The sequence below is a fragment of the Campylobacter sp. JMF_01 NE2 genome (assembly GCF_027737365.1).
Taxonomy (GTDB): Bacteria; Campylobacterota; Campylobacteria; order Campylobacterales; family Campylobacteraceae; genus Campylobacter_B.
Genome location: NZ_JAOVTR010000001.1, coordinates 332,516 through 351,971 on the forward strand (window position 1 = coordinate 332,516; position 19,456 = coordinate 351,971).

Here is a 19,456-nt window from a genome sequence, read left to right on the forward strand (position 1 = left end):
GATATGAACAGTTATGTGGCAGGGTTGTTAAACAACCTAAAAGAGCAAAATCCGGGCGAAGAAGTTTTTATACAAGCAGCGACTGAAATTTTTAACTCTCTTGCTCCCCTAATCGAGCGCGAAGAAAAATACACAAAACACAAAATTTTAGAGCGAATCACCGTGCCAGAGAGAAGCCTAAGCTTTCGCGTAGTCTATACAAACGATCGTGGCGAGCCTTGCGTGCATACGGGATACCGCGTCGAGTTTAACTCAGCGCTTGGTCCATACAAAGGCGGTCTTAGATTTCACCCTAGCGTAAATATGGGTGTTTTGAAATTTTTAGGTTTCGAGCAAATTTTCAAAAATTCACTCACAGGTGTTAATATCGGCGGCGGCAAAGGTGGCGCAAATTTCGATCCAAAAGGCAAAAGCGACGGCGAGATTATGAGATTTTGCCAAGCATTTATGTTAGAGCTTCACAGACTAATTAGCGAAAATACAGATGTCCCGGCAGGAGATATCGGCGTGGGCGGTAGAGAAATCGGATACCTATATGGCGCATACAAAAAAATCACTCGCAGATTTGATGGCGCACTTACAGGCAAAGGCCTAGCATGGGGCGGAAGCCTAGCTCGCACGCAAGCCACAGGATACGGCTCAGTGTATTTCGCACAAGAAATGCTAGCTAAAAAAGGCGAAGCGCTTCGTGGCAAAGTCTGCGCAATCTCAGGCGCAGGAAATGTCGCAATCTACACAGTCGAAAAACTATATCAACTAGAAGCCAAACCGGTTACCGTTAGCGATTCTACCGGCTTTATCTACGATCCAGATGGCATTGATTTAGCTCTACTTAAAAAACTAAAAGAAGAGCTTAGAGTAGGACTAGCCGAATACACCAAAGAGCGCAAAAACGCTAAATTTACCCCAGTTAGCGAGTATCCGGAGGGCAGAAACAGCGTATGGAGCGTCAAATGCGACGCAGCCTTCCCAAGCGCTACACAAAACGAGCTAAGCTTAGAGGACGCCAAAACACTATACGCAAACGGATGTCGCCTTGTATGCGAGGGCGCAAACATGCCTAGCACGCTAGCTGCGATTGATTTTATGCTAAGCCAAAAAGACTTTTTATTTGGCCCTGCAAAGGCAGCAAATGCTGGTGGCGTGGCGACAAGTGGCTTAGAAATGATGCAAAATGCGCAACTTGAATCATGGAGTTTCGAAGAGGTCGATGGCAGGTTACACGAGATTATGAGGCATATCTTCCGCACTAGCTATGAAACCTCGAAAGAATTCGGCGATGAGGGCAACTTGGTTCTTGGCTCAAATATCGCAGGTTTCCGCAAAGTAGCCGATGCGATGATAGATCAAGGCTATGTTTAATAGCTAAATTTCGCTAGGATTTCCCTAGCGAAATTTTAAAATTTAATGCTCAATTTTATTGCTTAAAAGCGTAGCGATAGATTTCGTGCGTTCGTTCGAATTTAGCGCGATTTGTATGCTCATAGTAAGTGGCACAGCCAAAAACATACCCCCCACACCAAAGACAAATCCCCAAAGAAGAAGACCTCCAAGCACGCTTAGTGTCGAAAGCCCCAGTCCCTCGCCCATGAAGCGCGGTTCGATGATATTTCCAATGACGACATTTACGATGAGATAGATCGCCACGACCCAAATACTCACGCTTAAATCCATTGTCGCCAATGTCACGAAAAGTGTCGGAAAAACGGCGATTATGGAGCCGATTGTAGGGATATAATTTAGCATAAAGGCTACAATCCCCCAAAGCGCAGCATACGGCACGCCAAGTAGCCACAGACAAAGCCCGATTAGCGCACCTGTCGTGGCGCTTGAAATCGTTTTGATAAGTAGATATTTTTTCAGGCTTGGGGCAAATTTTTTCATAAATTTATGCATACCGCGGTTGCGAGCGGAAAAATATTTGATTTTCGCATCGATTACTGAGCTTTCAAAGACCATAAACGAGACCAAAATAAAGACGAAAAACCCAGTGCTGACAATTCCGCCTGTTTTTTTCGCCACAGCTGTCGCGCGAGATACCATTTCAGAGGGCTCAGCACCGAGACTAGCTAAATCAAAATCAATGCCGTAATTATTCAGCCGCTCTTGCGCGCCACCTAAGACCTGGTTAAATTTCGCCCCCAGCTCTGGTAACTGCGCCGAAAACTCTCTGACCGCCTTAAATACGATATCGCCCATAAATCCCATAACGCCAAGAAATCCCAAAACCACGATCAAAAAGCTAAACAATCGCCCAACGCGCAGTTTTTGGATAGATAGCATTAGTGGCGAAATCAAAACCGTGATAAAAATCGCTAACAAAAACGGCACGATAATCGAGCCAGCGGCTTTAAGTCCTGCTATGATTATCACCACGCAAGCAGCCGAGATTAGGGACATTTGAAGTTTCATTGTAATCCTAAATTTTGAAATTTGTCCTATATTTTAATAAAAATTTGTAAATTTTAGATTTTTTGCAAAGTGGAATTTACCCGTAAATTTCACGGGTAAATTCGGCTAAATTTAATCAGCGCACACCGCATTTGGCTGGATTCTCGTCTCGCCAGAGTATGATGAAATCATCAGTGCTTCGCCATTAGCATACTGGCACACGCGACCTGCTTGTGTCGAGCTTTTAAGCGATTTGCCCTCTTTGTATGTGATTGTCACGGCGTCGATTACCTTGGTATCGCTTACCATCGATCCTGCTCCCGCTCCTAGCACGCCACCTATCGCGCCACCAGCCACAGCTCCGCCTGTTTCGTGGCGACCGCCCATTTTATGACCTAGCACAGCTCCGCCCACAGCGCCTACTACGCCACCTGCGGCTTGGGCTAAGCGTTTGTTTTCGGTATTATCGACCCTGACCTTGGCTGGGACGATTGAGAGAATTTGGATAGTTTTGGCGCTTTGTTCTTGGTTTAATCCATGCTCGTCATAGACATCAGGTCCCAAAGTTTCCGATTTGTTAGAGCAACCACTAAGCGCAATCATCGCAACTACGCTAAGGCTAAGTAGAGATTTTTTCATTAAAACTCCTTAAAATGAGATAAAATGTGAGGATTATACACTCCCGTGGTAAATTTATTTTAATCATATATTAAATTTGACTAAATTTTGCTATTACAAATTTAAGCCTAAATCGTTATAATTCTTGCAAAATTTAAAAAAAAGGAAATTTATGAGAAAATTTCTAGTTTTGGCTGGTCTTTTGGTGCTTTTAGCGGGGTGCGGGGAGGAGAAAAAAAGAGGAAAACAGCGCTTAGCAAACACGAAAAAAAATGATTCCATAGAGCTAGAAATTTCGCGCGAATTTGACAAAATCGCTGCCGCAAACTCCGCAACACCGACAAAACCTATAAATTATACCACGCTAACCATGCCCAATACGCCAGCTACTTTTGATGCGAGCAAAGATGGCTTGGGTGAAATTGTAAGCGCGCCAAAGACGCTAGAAGCGCCAAATTTCGCGCAAGAAAAAAGCGCGCCGAGTGTTTCAAACGAGCCAAATACAAAAAATCTCGCGCCAAGTGTGCCCGAGATGGCAGAGGCGCCAGCCGTTTCCACGCAAACGATAATTGTATCAATTCCAAATCAAAATAAAAACGCACAAGAAAACGCCGATAAATGCCAAAACGCCGAAACTATCGCGCTAATCAAGGCTAGCAAAAAGGATTTGCCATACAAAAACGGCGTTGTGATTTATAACGACATAACCTGCCAAAACAATCTTTTAACGCACTACTATGAATTCGACCTTCCGCCAGAGGCAATGGAAAAAATCAGCCAAATCGAGGATAAATTGCGCTCGAATTTGGTTTTGAAAAGTGGTGAGCTTTTGGAGCTTTACTGCAAGGCCGAGGAGTTAGCCGAATACAGAGATAACGAAATAGCCATGGAGTGGCGCTACACCCTGCCTGGGATTGATACCAACCTAACTTCTATCGCAATTTCGCCAAGCGATTGTAAATAGAATTTAGTGAAATTTAATAAAATTTAAAAGGAATTTAGCCAAATTTTGAAATTTGGCTAAATTTTGGATTATCTATTTAGTAGTTTTTTCGCTTCGTTTGCGACATTTAGATCGCTAAAACCGAAAAGTTTGAATAGCTCGCCAGCTGGTGCGCTCTCGCCAAAGCTCTTCATACCTAAAATTTCATCAGCGAATTTATACCATTCTAGCGCACTTGCGGCCTCTACGGCTAGGACTTTGCCTTTGAAAATTCTAGCCCTATATTCATCGCTTTGTTCGCACAAAAGCTCGAAACAAGGCGCACTAACGACATTTGCTCTGATATTTTCGCTTTGAAGCAGAGCTGCGGCTTTTAGGCAGATTCCTACTTCGCTACCGCTAGCTACTAGCGTGATATCGGCGTTTTCGCACTCTTTGATCAAATACGCGCCGTTTTTTGCCTCGCCAAATACAGCCTTTGGCAAAGCCTCTAAGCCTTGGCGCGAGCAAACAAAGGCAGCAGGGGCGTTTGTGGCAAGTGCTGCGCGCCAGCACTCTACATTTTCGTTGCCATCAGCCGGACGGAAGGTGTAAAAATTCGGCATTGCGCGGAAGGTTGAGAGTTGCTCGATTGGCTCGTGAGTCGGGCCGTCCTCGCCCACACCGATACTATCGTGAGTGAAAACAAAATAGTGTCTTAGGCTCATAAGCGCCGCCATTCTAGCACTATTTTTTAGATAGTCGCTGAAAATAAAAAATGTCGCAGAAAATGGGATAAACAGCCCATATCTAGCCACTGCGTTGTTTATCGCAGCCATTGAGTGCTCGCGGATCCCGAAGTGGAAATTTTTGCCATACGGGAAGTCGCCAAAGCCTTTAAGCTCTGTTTTATTCGACGCTGCTAGGTCTGCGCTTCCGCCTATGAAGCTTGGAAGCGCGGCCGCAATTGCGTTTAAAATTTTGCCATTGCTATCGCGCGTAGCGATCTTTTGACCGCTAAAATCAGGGAATTGTATAGCGTCAAAATTTGGATTTTGAAGCGAGTTTAATAAATTTTTCTTCTCCGCGCTTAAATTTGCGATTTTTTCGTTCCATAGTTTCTCAGCCAAATCGCCCTTTTCTACGGCTGCGCGAGTGGCGAAAAGCACATCTTCGCTCACACTAAAACTCTCATCAGGGTTAAAGCCCAGTGCCTCTTTGGCTCTTTTTATGAGATCCTCACCCAAAGGTGCGCCGTGAGTTTTGTGGCTACCTTCTAGCTCTAATGCACCCTTGCCGATAGCGGTATTTGCGATGATTAGGTATGGTTTTGTTTTGTTTTTGGCCTCGTCTAGGGCAAATTCGATTTGATCGAAATTGTGTCCGTCTATGCGAGCCACCTCAAAGCCTTGGGCTTCGAAGCGAACCTTGATATCCTCGTCCCACGCAATCGAAGTTGAGCCATCAATCGTGATTTTATTGCTATCGTAGATAATGACTAGATTATCTAGGCTGTGGCAACCTGCCAGCGCGCATGCTTCGTAGCTGATACCTTCCTCTAAATCGCCGTCCCCGCAAAGACAGTAAATTTTATGATCGATTACCTTTGTGTTTTCGTCATTTAGCAAATTTGCAGCGTATTTTGCCGCCATTGCAAAGCCCACAGCGTTTGCTACGCCTTGACCTAGCGGACCTGTGGCAATTTCTACGCCAGGGGTTGTGATTTCTGGGTGACCTGGGGTTTTGGAGTGGAGCTGACGGAAATTTTTCAAATCTTCCAGCGCGATATCATACCCACTCAGATAGAGATAGCTATACACCAAAGCACTTGCATGACCGCCGGAAAATACGAGGCGATCGCGGTTTAGCCAGTTTGGATTTTTTGGATTATGCACTAGCTTTTCCATAAGCACGCTCATCACATCGCTTAGCCCCATAGGAGTGCCTGGGTGGCCAGAATTAGCCTTTTGGATCATATCCGCACTCAAAAATTTAATGGTGTTTGAAATTTTACTTCTCATTTTTATCCTTTCAGATATTTGTTTATCAAATTTGATACTAAATTTTGCAAATTTTCACTCTCATCGCTCATACTTTCTTCGATTTGCGAAATGAGTGAGTTTTTATACTCTTTGGCGCGTTCGACGCCGAGTAAATTTGTAAAAGAATTTTTATCCCCGTCGTGCATAGTAGGCTTTCCTGCGGTTTGGGAGCTTTGCGTGGCGTCGATGATGTCATCTTGTATCTGAAAAGCTAGTCCCAAATTTAGCCCGACGCCATAAAATTTCCTTGCCTTTTCATCGCCCAAACCAGCTATAACAGCGCCTAATTCAAACGAAGCGGCTATTAGGGCGCCTGTTTTGTGAAGGTGCAAAAATTTTAAATCCGATATTTCTAAGTGTTTTTTCTCAAAATAACAATCAATCGCTTGACCCAAAACCATGCCTGCCGAACCTGCATTTTTGGCTAAAATTTCAACGCATTTTACCTTAATCTCTGCGTTTAAATTTGACTTAGAAATCACCAAAAAAGCGTCAGTATTTAACGCATCGCCCACGAGTATCGCTGTAACCTCATCGTATTTTTTGTGTATGGTTTGATGAGAGCGCCTAAAATCAGCATTATCCATAGCGGGTAAATCATCGTGGATTAGCGAGTATGTATGCACCATTTCTAGGGCTTTTGCGACAGGTAGGGCGTCTGCAAATTTATTTTTATTTATAGCAGCGACCACACCAAGAAGCAGTTGAGCGCGAAAATGCTTCCCGCCAGCACCTAACATATAATTTAACGCCTCTTCGAAATATGGGTGAAAACTAGGCGCATGAAGTGGATTTTCGCGCAAATACTCTTTAAATTCCTTTAAAATTTCCATTTTTATTCCTAATTCGCGCCAAATCCGCCTAGTCCGCCAAGACCGCCTAGCATGGCAGTTGCGGCGTTTTTCTTTTCGTTTTCTATGAGTTTTACGGCGTCATTTATCGCTGAGATTAGCAAAATTTGCAAGCTGTCTTTATCCTCCAAAAGGCTATCGTCGATCTCCACATCCAAAACCTCGCCAGCGCCGTTGATTTTGATAGCGACCATACCAGCGCCGACTTTGACGCTAAATTCTTTTTTGGCGTTTTCTTCTTGGATCTGCTTTGCCTTTTCTTGCATTTGCTCGATCATTTCGCCCATTTTAGAAAAATCCATTCCCTCAAACATTTCTTACTCCACAATCTCGTTTTTTTCATTTACATGCACGATTTTTGGCCTGAATTTTTTCGCTTCCTCAGGTTTCATATCAGCATAACTTACGATGATTACCACATCGCCTACACAGACTTTGCGCGCAGCCGCGCCATTTAGGCAAATCTCGCCCTTTTTCTCGCCCTCGATGATATATGTGCTAAATCGCTCGCCGTTGTTGATATTTAAAATTTCAACCTTTTGAAACTCTATCATACCGCTAGCTTTTAAAAGCTCTTTATCAATCGTAATCGAGCCGACATAATTTAAATTTGCGTCCGTTACACGGGCTCTGTGAATTTTGCTTTGAAGCATTGTTATTTTCATTTTTGCTCCTTTAAAATCTCTAAAACGACATCTTTATCGCTAAATGGATATTTTACACCCTTTATCTCTTGGTATGTTTCATCGCCCTTGCCCAAAATCACGACCACTTCGCCATTTTGCGCCAAATTTATCGCCTTTTTAATCGCCTCTTTGCGATCCGCGATTTTTGTGATTTTTTCTTTATCTCGCATACCCTCTTCGATTTGAGCGATGATTTTTTCGGGGTCTTCGCTTCGTGGATTATCGCTAGTGATGATTGCAAATTTAGCGAAATGCTCCACCATAGCCCCCATTAATGGGCGTTTTAGAGGATCTCTGTCGCCACCTGCACCGAAAACCACGATTAATTCGTTATCTTTAAGCGCATTTAACACCTTTTCGATCCCATCTGGCGTATGCGCGAAATCCACGATGACAAGGGGGTTTTTGGCTACTACTTGCACCCTGCCCTCAACCCCTGCGAAATTCGACATTGCCTTTGCGATATCTTTTTCGTTTTTATTAGTTAGCATTTTAACTGCGCCAAAGGCTGCTAGGGCGTTGTAAAGGTTAAATTCGCCGATTAATTCGCTAGAAATTTCAAACTCACCATTTGGAGTTTTTATCATAGCGTCGATTGCACCTTTTACGCTGTAAGCTAGCACGCTAAAAGTGGCTGGATTTTTCACGCCATAAGTTAGGGCATTTTTTAGGTTAAATTCGATATGGCCGTCGTCTTTGTTGATAAGTTTTGCGCTCTCATCGGCGAAAAACGAGCTTTTTACCGCGGCGTATTCGCTCATAGTTTTATGATAATCCAAATGGTCTTGGCTTAAATTTGTAAAAATTTTAAGCGCGAAATTTAGCCCTTCAATGCGGTTTTGCGCGATTGCGTGAGAGCTAACCTCCATAACGAAAAATTCGCATTTTTGTTTGCTAGCCTCCCACAAATAACTCATCGTTTTAAAAACAGAACTTGTCGTAAGCCCCTTTTCATCGATTCTTTTATCGTTTATGAAAGCCCCTCTGGTGCCACACAGCCCCACAGAATACCCCAAATCCAAAAGCATGGAATAAATCAGTGCGGCGGTCGTGGTCTTGCCGTTGGTGCCGGTAATACCTACGATTTTGATACTCTCATCAATCCCTAAAAGCGCCTTTGCTTCGCCAATAGAAATGATTTGTGCGCCGTTTTGCTCGGCTTGTGCGCTAAATTTGGAATTTGCGCTAGTTTGCACAAAATAGCACCCGCTCTCGCACTCACCCGAATTATCGGTGATAAAGCTATTTTTAATCCCTATTTTCATTTTTTATCTTTTTTATAATCTCATCTAGGCGCAAATCCCCAGCAAAATGCTCCGAACTCGCCTCGATATAATTAATGCAAATTTCATCAAATCCATTTGCAAGCAAATTTTGCAAAAACTCGATCATCTCGTCTTTGTTCTCAACTGCGATTTTTGACGAGAAAATCACGCTCTCAAAGACATTTTTGAAGCTTCCACTCTCCTTTACAGCGCGCATGAAATCTTTGTATAAAATCGCGTCTATCCCCTCAGCCTCATCTGAAAATTTCTTTGAAATTTCAGCATTTTTCTTAGCGATTTTTTCGTTAATTGAGTTTAAAATTCGAAACAAAACGCTAGGTTTTGGCTTAGGTTTTAGGGTGTAAAATTCATACAGCATCAAGGCCTCTTCTGGCTCGCTAAGCCCCAAATCGCAAAGCTCGATTAAAAACAAAAGCTCATCGCTTGGTTTTTGCTCTTGCGCTAGGGCAAAAAATGTTTTAGCAAACTCGAATTTACCAGATTTTAGGGCGTTTAGCCCTTTTGATTTATAACTCAAAATTCTCGCCTTGTGGGATATTTACGACGCTAAGTTCTGGGTGGATATCCATACGAAGCTGTCTTTCTACGCCAAATTTCAGCGTCTGTCCGCTAGCAGCACAACCATGACAATGTCCTGTGAGCGTGACATACACAACGCCGTTTTTAATGCCACGAAGCTCCATATCACCGCCGTCGTTTTGTAGCATTGGACGGATAGTATCGAGGCTAGCCTTGACAGGATTTAAAAGCTCTTCATCGCTAAATGGTATCATTAAATTTCCTTTAAATTTGCTCTTTAATTGCTTTTTGGCGCGTCTTTTGCCATGATTTTATCGCCTAGGGTTTGTAGATTGCTTAGGCTTTTTAGGTGGAAAAACGCTAGCTCCAAATAGCCTTTGCGCGCAAATTCAGCTAGTTTTTTATCATCTAGGCCCAAAAGTTTCTCGCGGTTTAGTATCAAAAAGCCGTTTAATAGCGTAATTGTCTCGCCGTCTTTTTGGATATTTAGCTCTTTTGCCTCCAAAACGCCAGCCTCTTTTAGCTCTTTTGCAGCCTCGCTAGTAATGGCGTTTAGCTCCCAGTAGTTTTTCATTACGCTTTTCAAATTTTCCAAAAACTGCGTTGGTTTGCCGTCTTCAAACAGCGCCTCGCCCTCGCCTTTGATTTGTTTGGCGTCCTCATCGAAGCAAATCACCATGCGATCTTCGATTTTGGCTAGGAAAAATGGGTAGTTTTGGATAGCTGATGGCACCATGCCTTTGTAGCTTTTGTCGATTAAAAGGTTTTTTGAACGGCCTAGAAGTGCTACCATTTTTGGCTCAGGTTCGTTTGTAAAAACGATGACTAATTTATCAGAACACGCTGGAACCTCAGGCGCGATTACAGGCACAAACGGCTCGTTTGGAATCGCGTCTGCGTGGTATTTTAGGTCTGCGTGTTTTACGCTATCGAGTATAACTGGTCTCATGATTTGTCCTCAAATAAAAAATATCTCGCGATTATACTAAATTTAGGATTAGAATAAAATTTATTATGGCGCGAAATTTGCGAATTTAGCGTTTAAATTTTAAATTCATTGCAAGGCGATTTATCGCCAAAGCAATCTGTGAATTTAAAATTTAAAAGCAAGTGTTTTTAGGGTATTAAATTTGGCTAAATTTGAAGCAAAAGCCCAAATTTAGCCTGCGTATCATCAAATCGGCATTACGCGGATATTTTCGCTTAGATTATCCTTCAAAACCGCCTCGATCGCATATAGCGTCGCGCCTGCGCCACTAGCGCAACCCGAGCACGCGCCCAAATAGCGAATATAAATGTCAGTTTTGCCATCATCGCTTGGTTTGATGTCGATGACATCGAGATTTCCGCCGTCCATTTGAAGCATTGGGCGAATATCGCTATCAAGTATCGCCTCGACCGCTTTAAATTTGCCGATTAAATTTAGCTCTTCAAAGCTTAGTTTCGCCTCTGGCGCCGTGCCAGAGCTAGCACACGCACCGGCTTGGGCTTGGAGTTTTTCTAGCTCCATTTCCTCTCTTGTTTGAGCTAAAATATCCTCTAAATAATACTCCCTAGCCTCGTGTCCGCCGGGCTTAATGCAAGATTTGCAAAACGCGCCAGCCTTTGTGTATTGTGTGATTTGCTCGACAGTTTTTAAATCATTTAGCTTAATCACCTCTTTTATCGTGCCAAGGCTCACCCTGGCGCACTCGCACACGATAATCTCGTCTTCGAAATGCTCAGGATCTATGCCTTTGTATTTTGCCGCAGCTGCTTTGATGACATCATACGCCATTACCGAGCAGTGCATTTTTTGTGGTGGGACAGCTGGCTCGTCAGGGGTATCGCGCATATCGCGCTCGACATCTAAATTTGTAATCTTTACAGCTTGATCGACGGTTTTGCCGATACAAAGCGCCGCCATAGTGTCGCTACTAGCGATTGCCGTGCCACAGCCAAAGCTTTTAAATTTAGCGTCGATGATAATGTCAGTAGCAGGGTCGATGAGCCAGTATAATCTCACAGCGTCCCCACAGCTCTCTGCGCCAAAATCAGCCACAATTAGCTTCGCACCGCGCGCAGCGGCCTCCTCCTCTGTGATTTCGCCCATAAATTTAAGGTTGTTCATGCGATCTTGAACCTTGTTTGAGTATTGCTCCCAAATCGAACCATTTATTAAATCGTTTTTTGCCATTTTAAATCCTTATTTTTGATAACCTTGTGGGGCGTAAGCAAATGTGCTAGAAATCCCGCGAAGCCTGGTGATTGCCTTGCTGATATGCTCTATGGCATAATCAATCTCGGCCTCTGTATTAAAGCGAGAAAGCGATAAACGAAGCGCTGTGTGAGCTAGCTCTTTATCTGCACCTATTGCTTCCATGATTGGGTTATTTTCTAGTGCTTCACTAGCGCATGCTGAGCCCGTGCTAGCAGCGATTCCTGCTTTGTTTAGATCCCAAAGCATAGCCTCGCCCTCTACGCCTTGAATTGAAGCCAAAATCGTATTTGGCACACGAATTTCGCGCTCTCCCACGACATAGACATGTGGAATTTCAAGCAAAGCGTCCTCTAATTTATCGCGTAGCCTTTTGACATGCGAATTTTCAAAAGCCATAAATTTATTCGCTAACTCCATTGCCTTGCCAAGTCCTACTATGCTAGCGACATTTAGCGTGCCAGATCTGCGCCCACCCATGTGTTCGCCACCGTGAAGCAAGCTAGTAAGCGGTTTGCTATCTTTGATATATAGCGCGCCAACGCCCTTTGGAGCGTGAAATTTATGCCCAGAAAGGCTTAAAAAATCCACGCCTGCTGCGCGCACATTTACAGGGATTTTTCCCATTGCTTGCACAGCGTCTGTGTGATAAAGCGCGCCAAATTCGTGCGCAATATCTGCGATTTGCTTTACAGGGAAAATCGTGCCTGTTTCGTTGTTTGCCCACATTACGCTAACAAGGGCTGTTTTGTCGTTGATTTTCTCTCTTAGTTCATCTAGGCTGATTAAGCCGTTGCTATCCACGCCTAGCTTGATGATTTTTACCCCGCACACTCGCTCCAAAAACTCACAGGTCGCGCTGATAGCTGGGTGCTCGACAGAGCTGATTATGATATTGTCCTTTTCGCCTGATAAAATTTTGTCGTAATAAATCCCTTTTAAAACCCAGTTGTTGCTCTCTGTCGCACAGCTTGTGATGACGATATCGTCCGCGTCTGCTGCGCCAATCCCCTCGTATAGCTCGTCCATAGCCCGCCTTAGAGCTGGGTGGGTTTCGCTACCGAAGCTATGAAGTGAATTTGGGTTTCCAAATTTTTCACAAAAATATGGCTTCATTGCCTCGAAAACTTCGGGATCGACCATAGTTGTAGCGTTATTGTCTAAATAAACACGCTCCATAAATTTCCTTTCTTAAATTTTTATTAATGAGATATATTTAATCTTTTGAAAGCTAGTTTGATAATATAATCATTAGACTAAATTTCACCTTAACTTACCGATGCTAAAATCCAAATGTTTTTGGCGAATTTATCAAATCAAAAAACTCTTTTCTAGTGTCGTTTCGGCTGATAAATAGCCCGCGCAAAGCCGAAGTTGTCGTAGTGGAGTTGATTTTTTGCACGCCACGCATTTCCATACACATGTGGCGGGCTTGGATTACGACGCCCACGCCAAGGGGCTTGATGACCTCTTGAAGCGCATTTGCGATTTGTTCGGTGAGTTGTTCTTGGATTTGCAATCTTCGTGCGAAAATATTTACCATACGCGGAATTTTGGATAGTCCAACGACCTTTTTATTAGGTATATACGCCACATGCGCCCGCCCGATAATAGGCAAAAGGTGGTGTTCGCAAAGGCTGTAAAATTCAATATCCTTAATAAGCACCATTTCATTATTTGAGCTCTCAAAAAGTGCGTCATTTAGCACATCTTTGGGGTCTTGCTCGTATCCGCTAGTAAGAAATTCATACGCTTTTGCCACTCTTGCTGGCGTTTTTACTAGCCCTTCGCGCTCAGGGTCTTCGCCAAGTAGGGTTAGCATTTTAGCGACACAAGAAGCGAATTCTTCCCTGCTTTTTTCGTCCATATTTTTCCTTTAAAATTTTTCGCGCATATTACTTAAACTCCCCTTTTATAACGCTAAAATTTAAAAGCAAAATTTAGCCCCAAACAATAAAATTTGCCAAATTTTAAAATTATTAAGCAAAATTTTGGTATATTTTGCGCTTTAATTTTAAAATTTTTTAAAAGGAAATTTATGGAAATCAATGCAAAGCTAACAAACTCTGCTAACGCAGTAGCAAGCACAAAAATCGATGCAGACACTATCGCTAAAAAAGTAGATGATCTTGCTAAAAAAGCCGCCAAAAACCTTAAAATCGACGGTTTCAGAAAGGGCAAAGTCCCAGTAGCAGTCGTGATGAAACGATACGGCGCGCAGTTAGAACAAGACGCGAAACAAGAGATTTTTAAAAATATCATCGACGAATCAATCAAAAGCGTAAATAAAAAAGCCGATGAAGTAATCGGCGAGCCAATTTTTTCTAAATACGATGAAAAAGACGGAAATATCGATGTAGAGATGGAAATTTCTTTCCGCCCAGAGGTCAATATCGACGGATACGAGGAGCTAATCCCTGAGTTTTCGACACCTCGCGTAACCAAAAAAGAGATTGAAGACGAGATAAACAAAATTTTACTAATGGTCGCTCCACTAGAAAAATCAGATAAAACAGAGCTTGAAAAGGGCGATTTTGCCAAATTTGACTTCAAAGGTTTCGTTGATAACGAGGCTTTCGAGGGTGGCGAGGCAAAAGATTATGTGCTTGAAATCGGCTCAAATCAATTTATCCCAGGTTTCGAGGATGGTATGATTGGTCTAAAAGTCGGCGAGGAGCGCGATGTAAGCGTGAAATTCCCAGCTGAATACGGCGCGAAACACCTTGCAGGAAAAGACGCGATTTTTAAAGTAAAATTACATGAAATTCAGTGCAAAAAACCAGCTGCTGAGCTTGATGAGGATATGCTAAAACGCATACTTCCAGGCGAGGAAAAACCTACAAAAGAAAAGGTTGAAAGCACGATAAAAGAACAACTCAAAAACGACAAACTTCGCAAAAAAATTGAAGAAGAGTTGAAACCAAAAATGGCTGATGCTTTGGCTGAGAAATTTAACTTTGATTTGCCAAAATCAATCGTCGAGCAAGAGATAAATTTACAATTCAACAACGCTTGGCGTTCATTTGACGAGGCTACAATCGAAGAATTTAAAAAAGATCAAAAAGCAATCGAGAAAAAACGCGATGAATTTAGAGCTGGCGCAGAAAAAAGCGTAAAAATCACATTTTTGATCGACGCTTTGGCTAAAAAACGCGGTATTGATGTAAGCGATCAAGAGTTAATCCAAGCTATTTACTTCGAAGCTTACTCAAACGGCCTAGATCCGAAAGCTCACCTTGAAGAATATCGCAAAAGAGGCGTTTTGCCAGCTGTTAAAATGGCGCTAATTGAGGAAAAACTTTTCAACAATATTTTTAGCAAAAACAAAGACGACAAAGAAGGCGAATAATGTTTTTACCTTATGTAATCGAGCAAACAAGCAGAGGCGAGAGGAGCTATGATATCTACTCTCGCTTGCTTAAAGATCGCATTGTAATGCTAAGCGGCGAGATCAACGACGATGTAGCCAGCGCAATCGTAGCCCAACTGCTATTTTTAGAGGCAGAAGATCCAGACAAAGATATCTATATGTATATCAACAGCCCTGGTGGCGTGGTTACGAGCGGATTTAGCATTTATGATACTATGAATTACATCAAACCAGATGTCAGCACGATCTGCATAGGTCAGGCTGCTTCAATGGGCGCATTTTTGCTTAGTTGTGGCACCAAGGGCAAACGATACGCCCTACCAAATGCGCGCATTATGATTCACCAACCTCTCGGCGGAGCGCAAGGCCAAGCCACTGATATCGAAATCCAAGCAAAAGAAATTTTGCGTATGAAATCGCAACTAAATCAAATTTTAGCCCAAAACACAGGCAAAAATTTAAGCGATATCGAAAAAGACTGCGAGAGAGATTTTTTCATGAGCGCGAAAGAGGCCAGCGAGTATGGACTAATCGACAAGGTATTGGAAAAGAGCTTTAAATAATGGTTTTAGAAATTCTTACATATCCGAACAAAAAACTCCATGTTCGCTCCAAAGAGGTCGTCAAATTTGACGATGAGCTGGCGCAATTTTTAGACGATATGTATGAAACCATGATAAGCAAAAACGGCATTGGACTAGCTGCTATCCAAGTGGCTAATCCAATCAGAGCCGTTGTGATAAATTTAGCCAACGAAGAGGGCGTGCAAGACAAAGCCGATTTGCTCGAACTCATAAATCCCGTAATCACACAAAAAAAAGATGAAATCATCTACCAAGAAGGTTGCCTTAGCGTGCCAGGATACTACGAAGAGGTCAAAAGAGCGCGTAAAATCACGCTAAATTACCAAGATAGAAATGGCGAAAAACACGAGCTAAACGCCGATGAGCTTTTAGCCGTGTGTATCCAGCACGAGCTAGACCACCTAGACGGGCACCTTTTTATCGAGCGCATAGGCTACAACAACCGCAAAAAATTTGACAAAGAATACCGCAAAAACAAAAAAGAAAAATCAAAATGAAATCTCTAAAATGCGCTGTTTTTACCGATACTTTAATCAGTGTCAGTGTAGAAAGCACATTTGTAAGAGGCCTTCCTGGCTTTAATATCGTTGGCCTTGCCGGAACCACGATTAAAGAGAGCGAAAGCAGGGTAAAAGCGGCTTTGATGAGCCTAAATTTCAAATTCCCAGCCTCTAAAATCATTATAAATCTCTCTCCCTCTGATGTGCCCAAAAACGGCTCGCACTTCGACCTTGCAATCGCGCTTTTAATCGCTTTGCAAAAAGAGAGCTTCGGGGACGATTTTTTCGTATTTGGCGAGCTTGGACTTGACGGGGCGCTCAAATCCACGGCCTCTTTGTTTTCGACGCTGCTGTTTTTAAGCGCGCATGTGAAAAATGCTAAAATTTTAGTCCCAAAAGAAATCGCGCTTAGAGCCTGCACAATCCCAAATTACGAGGTTTATGCGGTCGAAAATTTAGCAGAAGCGATTAGATTTTTTAGCGATGATGAATTTGCCGCGTCCTGCCTTATGAGCGAAACTCATCCGATTTTTAAAGATGTTATCAAAATCGGCGATGAAATTTATGTCCCAAACCGAAATTTCACCCTAAATTTCAAAGACATAAAAGGCCAAGAAAGAGCCAAAAGAGCGAGCCTAATCGCCGCTAGCGGTATGCATAATATACTTTTTGAGGGTAGCCCAGGGTGCGGCAAATCAATGTGCGCTAAACGCATAGCCCAAATTTTGCCACCTCAAAGCGTGAGTGAGATTTTGCTTTCGTGCGCTTACGAATCATTAAACAACAAAAATGTCGATTTTAGCGCACTCAGAGCCTTTCGCTCGCCTCATCACACAAGCACTAGAAGCTCGATTTTCGGCGGTGGTTCGCTTGGAGCGCGTATCGGCGAGGTGGCTTTGGCAAACGGCGGCGAGTTATTTTTCGATGAGCTTCCGCACTTTGGAAAGCAAATTTTAGAAAGCCTGCGAGAACCGCTCGAAGATAATAAAATTTTAATCTCGCGGGTAAATTCCAAAACAGAGTATGAGACGAAATTTATCTTTGTCGCAGCGCAAAACCCCTGCCCGTGCGGACATTTGTTTTCGCAATCGTCCTCGTGCTCGTGCTCGGCAAACGAAATCAAAAAATACAAAAGCGTGATTTCTGGGCCACTGCTTGATAGGATTGATCTGTATGTGGCTATGGACGAGGTCAGCAAGGACGATAGAACTAGCATATCTAGCGAGGAGATGTATGAGAGGGTGGTGTGCGCCTTTCGCGCGCAAAAACTAAGGCAGCAAAACGAGCTAAACGCGAAATTAAGCGATAAGGATGTGCAGAAGTTTTGCGTTTTGGAATCAAGCGCGCAAAATATCCTAGAAAGCGCGATTGCTAGGTATAATCTAAGCCAAAGAGGGATTATAAAAACCAAAAAAGTAGCGCGAAGTATCGCTGATTTAAGCGAGAGCGAGGTCATCGCAAAAGCCCATTTACTCGAAGCTCTAAGCTTTCGAACTAGGAGCGAGATATGAAAAATTTGTATTTTAGCACAGCCGAATTTGACAAAAACGCAAGCCAAAATTTAGGCATTGATGAGAAAATTTTAATGGAAAACGCCGCTAGTGGCGCAGAAATTCTAATCCGCAAAAAGCTGAAAAAGGGGGCAAAAATTTTAGCCCTATGCGGGGCAGGAAATAACGCAAACGACGCTATTTGCGTGCTTCGTAGGCTAAGCGGGGATTATTTGTGCGAGGCGTTTTTAATCTTTGGCGAGCCAAAAAACGAAGCGTTTAAATTTCAAAGCGAAACTGCCAAAAAAGTCGGCGTGAAATTTAGCCAAAATTTGGAAAATTTCAAATTTGACTGCATAATCGACGGCGTTTTTGGAAGCGGTTTATCGCGCGATATGGACGAGAAAGTATGCGAGATACTAGGGCGAGCAAACCATGCCAAAACCCTAAAAATCGCCATTGATATCCCAAGCGGAATTGATTTGGCTGGCGTGCCAAGACCTATGGCGTTCGAGGCGGATTACACAGTGTGCATGGGGGCGCTGAAAATCTCGCTTTTTAGCGATTTGGCAAAAGATTTTACCGGCAAGATAAAACTGGCAAATTTAGGCATTTGCGAGGATAAATTTGCCACTTCGCCTGATGCGTTTTTGCTAGAAAAATCAGATTTACGCCTGCCGTTTCGAAAGAAAAAAAACACAAACAAAGGCGAATTTGGCCACGCTTTTATCGCCTCTGGCGAAATGAGTGGCGCAGCCCAAATCGCCGCTCTTAGCGCGCACGCAATCGGCGCAGGGTTAGTCAGCGTCGTAGGCAAGGTAAAAAATCTAAATCCGATTTTAATGCGCAAAGACGAGTTTTTGGGCGCTAGCGCAATCGGGGCTGGTATGGGGCTAGGAGGGGCGAAATTTGACACGCAAATCCTAGCTAACACGCCTTGCGTCATCGACGCGGATTTGTGCTACTCTGACTCAATCATTGAAATTTTGCAAACTAACGAAAACGCCGTTATCACGCCACACCCGAAGGAATTTGCCGCCTTGCTAAGCTTGGCAAAAATCGCAAATTTAAGCGTGAGCGAAGTGCAAAAAGACCGCTTTGCCTTGGCGCGCAAATTTTCGCTTGCTACCAAATCCGTGCTTGTGCTAAAAGGCGCAAACACCATTATAGCGCATCGTGGCGAGCTTTTTGTGTGCGAGAGGGGAGTTAGCGCGCTAGCCAAAGCAGGCAGTGGCGATGTGCTATCAGGGCTAATCACAGGGCTTTTAGCCCAAGGTTATAGCTCGCGCGAAGCCGCGATAAATGGCGTTTTGGCTCACGCACTAGCTGGGCGAAATTTTAAGAAAAACTCATATTCACTAAACCCATTTGACATCATCGAGGAGATAAAATGGTTACGAAAAAAATAGCCGTGCTTTTTAGCGGCAGCGGAAGTAATTTAGAGGCGATTTTAGAAAAGCTTCATGGCAAAATTTTTGGCGATATTAAAATCGAGGTCGTGCTAACACTAACTAACAAACCTAACGCGTTAGGTATCCAAAAAGCCGAAAAATACGGACTAACAAGCGTTGTTATTGATCATAAAGCGTTTGTTAGTAGAGAGGAATTTGACGCAAAAGTAGTAGAAGTTATCAAAAAAAGTGGCGCCGAACTAACTGTGCTAGCGGGCTTTATGAGAGTTCTTACGCCGGTATTTTGCGAGCAAATCAGGGCGATTAACCTACACCCATCGCTTTTGCCACTTTTCAAGGGCGCACACGCAATCGACGAGAGCTTTGCAAGCGATATGCAAGTGGGCGGTGTGAGCGTGCATCTAGTCAGCGCAGAGCTTGACGGGGGCAAAATCATAGCCCAAGAAGCGTTTGCCAGAGAGGGCAAAACGCGCGATGAGTGGGAAGCCAAAATCCACGAAATCGAGCATGAAATACTGCCTCGCACAATAGTTAAAATTTTAAAAGGCGAGATTTAAAAATTTGGTTTTGATTGAAATTTGCACCGCT

Annotated in this window: 21 protein-coding genes; 8 read left to right on the forward strand and 13 right to left on the reverse strand. The window is 43.3% G+C overall.

The genetic code is table 11. The features are described 5' to 3' along the window. Positions 1–3 precede the first annotated feature (3 nt). Positions 4–1,362, forward strand: a complete 1,359-nt coding sequence (gene gdhA, locus OFO01_RS01785; protein ID WP_270858469.1) for an NADP-specific glutamate dehydrogenase — start codon at positions 4–6, stop codon at positions 1,360–1,362. Between the two features lie 42 nt (positions 1,363–1,404). On the opposite strand, the gene OFO01_RS01790 is transcribed toward gdhA, so the two are convergent. Then, positions 1,405–2,412, reverse strand: a complete 1,008-nt coding sequence (locus tag OFO01_RS01790) for an AI-2E family transporter (protein WP_270858470.1) — start codon at positions 2,410–2,412, stop codon at positions 1,405–1,407. Positions 2,413–2,523: 111 nt separating this feature from the next. After that, complete coding sequence (locus tag OFO01_RS01795) at positions 2,524–3,030, reverse strand: glycine zipper 2TM domain-containing protein (protein WP_270858471.1); 507 nt, start codon at positions 3,028–3,030, stop codon at positions 2,524–2,526. A 151-nt stretch (positions 3,031–3,181) separates the two neighbouring features. Here OFO01_RS01795 and OFO01_RS01800 point away from each other — a divergent pair, with 151 nt between their 5' ends. After that, the gene (locus tag OFO01_RS01800) at positions 3,182–3,973 is read left to right on the forward strand and encodes a hypothetical protein (protein WP_270858472.1); all 792 of its coding nucleotides are present in this window, start codon (positions 3,182–3,184) and stop codon (positions 3,971–3,973) included. Positions 3,974–4,041: 68 nt separating this feature from the next. Here OFO01_RS01800 and tkt read toward each other — a convergent pair whose 3' ends face one another. From tkt to folE, 11 genes are all read right to left on the reverse strand, one after another. Next, positions 4,042–5,952, reverse strand: coding sequence for a transketolase (gene tkt, locus OFO01_RS01805; RefSeq protein WP_270858473.1), 1,911 nt, complete (start codon positions 5,950–5,952; stop codon positions 4,042–4,044). A 2-nt stretch (positions 5,953–5,954) separates the two neighbouring features. After that, positions 5,955–6,806 (reverse strand): polyprenyl synthetase family protein, encoded by an 852-nt coding sequence (locus OFO01_RS01810; protein ID WP_270858474.1) that lies wholly within the window; start codon positions 6,804–6,806, stop codon positions 5,955–5,957. Between the two features lie 8 nt (positions 6,807–6,814). Then, on the reverse strand, positions 6,815–7,138 hold the full coding sequence (locus OFO01_RS01815; protein ID WP_270858475.1) for a YbaB/EbfC family nucleoid-associated protein: 324 nt from the start codon (positions 7,136–7,138) through the stop codon (positions 6,815–6,817). Between the two features lie 3 nt (positions 7,139–7,141). Continuing rightward, on the reverse strand, positions 7,142–7,489 hold the full coding sequence (gene panD / locus OFO01_RS01820) for an aspartate 1-decarboxylase (protein ID WP_270858476.1): 348 nt from the start codon (positions 7,487–7,489) through the stop codon (positions 7,142–7,144). Beyond that, positions 7,486–8,775, reverse strand: a complete 1,290-nt coding sequence (locus OFO01_RS01825) for a UDP-N-acetylmuramoyl-L-alanyl-D-glutamate--2,6-diaminopimelate ligase (protein ID WP_270858477.1) — start codon at positions 8,773–8,775, stop codon at positions 7,486–7,488. Before OFO01_RS01825 ends, panD begins: the two co-directional genes overlap by 4 nt. Beyond that, entirely contained in the window at positions 8,759–9,313 is a 555-nt protein-coding gene (locus OFO01_RS01830) for a histidine kinase (RefSeq protein ID WP_270858478.1), read from the reverse strand. Before OFO01_RS01830 ends, OFO01_RS01825 begins: the two co-directional genes overlap by 17 nt. Continuing rightward, complete coding sequence (locus OFO01_RS01835) at positions 9,303–9,569, reverse strand: NifU family protein (protein WP_270858479.1); 267 nt, start codon at positions 9,567–9,569, stop codon at positions 9,303–9,305. The genes OFO01_RS01830 and OFO01_RS01835 overlap by 11 nt, the downstream gene beginning before the upstream one ends. A gap of 23 nt (positions 9,570–9,592) precedes the next feature. Continuing rightward, entirely contained in the window at positions 9,593–10,264 is a 672-nt protein-coding gene (locus tag OFO01_RS01840) for a SapC family protein (protein WP_270858480.1), read from the reverse strand. 225 nt (positions 10,265–10,489) lie between these two features. Next, the gene (locus OFO01_RS01845; RefSeq protein ID WP_270858481.1) at positions 10,490–11,491 is read right to left on the reverse strand and encodes an iron-sulfur cluster assembly scaffold protein; all 1,002 of its coding nucleotides are present in this window, start codon (positions 11,489–11,491) and stop codon (positions 10,490–10,492) included. Between the two features lie 9 nt (positions 11,492–11,500). Then, a complete protein-coding gene (locus tag OFO01_RS01850) occupies positions 11,501–12,691 on the reverse strand; it encodes a NifS family cysteine desulfurase (RefSeq protein ID WP_270858482.1) in 1,191 nt (396 codons plus the stop codon). 103 nt (positions 12,692–12,794) lie between these two features. Further along, positions 12,795–13,379: a GTP cyclohydrolase I FolE gene (gene folE, locus OFO01_RS01855; RefSeq protein WP_270858483.1), complete on the reverse strand. Its 585-nt coding sequence runs from the start codon at positions 13,377–13,379 to the stop codon at positions 12,795–12,797. A gap of 171 nt (positions 13,380–13,550) precedes the next feature. On the opposite strand from folE, the gene tig reads away from it, so the two are divergent. The 6 genes from tig to purN are packed head-to-tail and all read left to right on the forward strand — an operon-like array spanning position 13,551 to position 19,425. Next, positions 13,551–14,861, forward strand: coding sequence for a trigger factor (gene tig / locus OFO01_RS01860; protein WP_270858484.1), 1,311 nt, complete (start codon positions 13,551–13,553; stop codon positions 14,859–14,861). Beyond that, positions 14,861–15,445, forward strand: coding sequence for an ATP-dependent Clp endopeptidase proteolytic subunit ClpP (clpP, locus tag OFO01_RS01865; protein WP_270858485.1), 585 nt, complete (start codon positions 14,861–14,863; stop codon positions 15,443–15,445). The genes tig and clpP overlap by 1 nt, the downstream gene beginning before the upstream one ends. After that, entirely contained in the window at positions 15,445–15,963 is a 519-nt protein-coding gene (def, locus tag OFO01_RS01870; protein ID WP_270858486.1) for a peptide deformylase, read from the forward strand. Before clpP ends, def begins: the two co-directional genes overlap by 1 nt. After that, positions 15,960–17,477 (forward strand): YifB family Mg chelatase-like AAA ATPase, encoded by a 1,518-nt coding sequence (locus OFO01_RS01875; RefSeq protein WP_270858487.1) that lies wholly within the window; start codon positions 15,960–15,962, stop codon positions 17,475–17,477. The genes def and OFO01_RS01875 overlap by 4 nt, the downstream gene beginning before the upstream one ends. After that, positions 17,474–18,865 carry an NAD(P)H-hydrate dehydratase gene (locus OFO01_RS01880; RefSeq protein ID WP_270858488.1) on the forward strand — a complete coding sequence of 464 codons (1,392 nt, stop codon included), beginning with the start codon at positions 17,474–17,476 and terminating at the stop codon, positions 18,863–18,865. Before OFO01_RS01875 ends, OFO01_RS01880 begins: the two co-directional genes overlap by 4 nt. Continuing rightward, positions 18,847–19,425 (forward strand): phosphoribosylglycinamide formyltransferase, encoded by a 579-nt coding sequence (gene purN, locus OFO01_RS01885; RefSeq protein ID WP_270858489.1) that lies wholly within the window; start codon positions 18,847–18,849, stop codon positions 19,423–19,425. Before OFO01_RS01880 ends, purN begins: the two co-directional genes overlap by 19 nt. The last annotated feature ends 31 nt before the right edge of the window (positions 19,426–19,456 follow it).

Coding starts and splice junctions, on each gene's coding strand:
- OFO01_RS01810 (WP_270858474.1), bottom strand. CDS start 6,806: ATGGAAATTTTAAAGGAATTTAAAGAGTATTTGCGCGAAAATCCACTT.
- folE (WP_270858483.1), bottom strand. CDS start 13,379: ATGGACGAAAAAAGCAGGGAAGAATTCGCTTCTTGTGTCGCTAAAATG.
- OFO01_RS01795 (WP_270858471.1), bottom strand. CDS start 3,030: ATGAAAAAATCTCTACTTAGCCTTAGCGTAGTTGCGATGATTGCGCTT.
- panD (WP_270858476.1), bottom strand. CDS start 7,489: ATGAAAATAACAATGCTTCAAAGCAAAATTCACAGAGCCCGTGTAACG.
- OFO01_RS01835 (WP_270858479.1), bottom strand. CDS start 9,569: ATGATACCATTTAGCGATGAAGAGCTTTTAAATCCTGTCAAGGCTAGC.
- OFO01_RS01815 (WP_270858475.1), bottom strand. CDS start 7,138: ATGTTTGAGGGAATGGATTTTTCTAAAATGGGCGAAATGATCGAGCAA.
- OFO01_RS01800 (WP_270858472.1), top strand. CDS start 3,182: ATGAGAAAATTTCTAGTTTTGGCTGGTCTTTTGGTGCTTTTAGCGGGG.
- OFO01_RS01840 (WP_270858480.1), bottom strand. CDS start 10,264: ATGAGACCAGTTATACTCGATAGCGTAAAACACGCAGACCTAAAATAC.
- OFO01_RS01825 (WP_270858477.1), bottom strand. CDS start 8,775: ATGAAAATAGGGATTAAAAATAGCTTTATCACCGATAATTCGGGTGAG.
- OFO01_RS01880 (WP_270858488.1), top strand. CDS start 17,474: ATGAAAAATTTGTATTTTAGCACAGCCGAATTTGACAAAAACGCAAGC.
- OFO01_RS01875 (WP_270858487.1), top strand. CDS start 15,960: ATGAAATCTCTAAAATGCGCTGTTTTTACCGATACTTTAATCAGTGTC.
- gdhA (WP_270858469.1), top strand. CDS start 4: ATGAACAGTTATGTGGCAGGGTTGTTAAACAACCTAAAAGAGCAAAAT.
- def (WP_270858486.1), top strand. CDS start 15,445: ATGGTTTTAGAAATTCTTACATATCCGAACAAAAAACTCCATGTTCGC.
- clpP (WP_270858485.1), top strand. CDS start 14,861: ATGTTTTTACCTTATGTAATCGAGCAAACAAGCAGAGGCGAGAGGAGC.
- OFO01_RS01790 (WP_270858470.1), bottom strand. CDS start 2,412: ATGAAACTTCAAATGTCCCTAATCTCGGCTGCTTGCGTGGTGATAATC.
- tkt (WP_270858473.1), bottom strand. CDS start 5,952: ATGAGAAGTAAAATTTCAAACACCATTAAATTTTTGAGTGCGGATATG.
- purN (WP_270858489.1), top strand. CDS start 18,847: ATGGTTACGAAAAAAATAGCCGTGCTTTTTAGCGGCAGCGGAAGTAAT.
- tig (WP_270858484.1), top strand. CDS start 13,551: ATGGAAATCAATGCAAAGCTAACAAACTCTGCTAACGCAGTAGCAAGC.
- OFO01_RS01845 (WP_270858481.1), bottom strand. CDS start 11,491: ATGGCAAAAAACGATTTAATAAATGGTTCGATTTGGGAGCAATACTCA.
- OFO01_RS01850 (WP_270858482.1), bottom strand. CDS start 12,691: ATGGAGCGTGTTTATTTAGACAATAACGCTACAACTATGGTCGATCCC.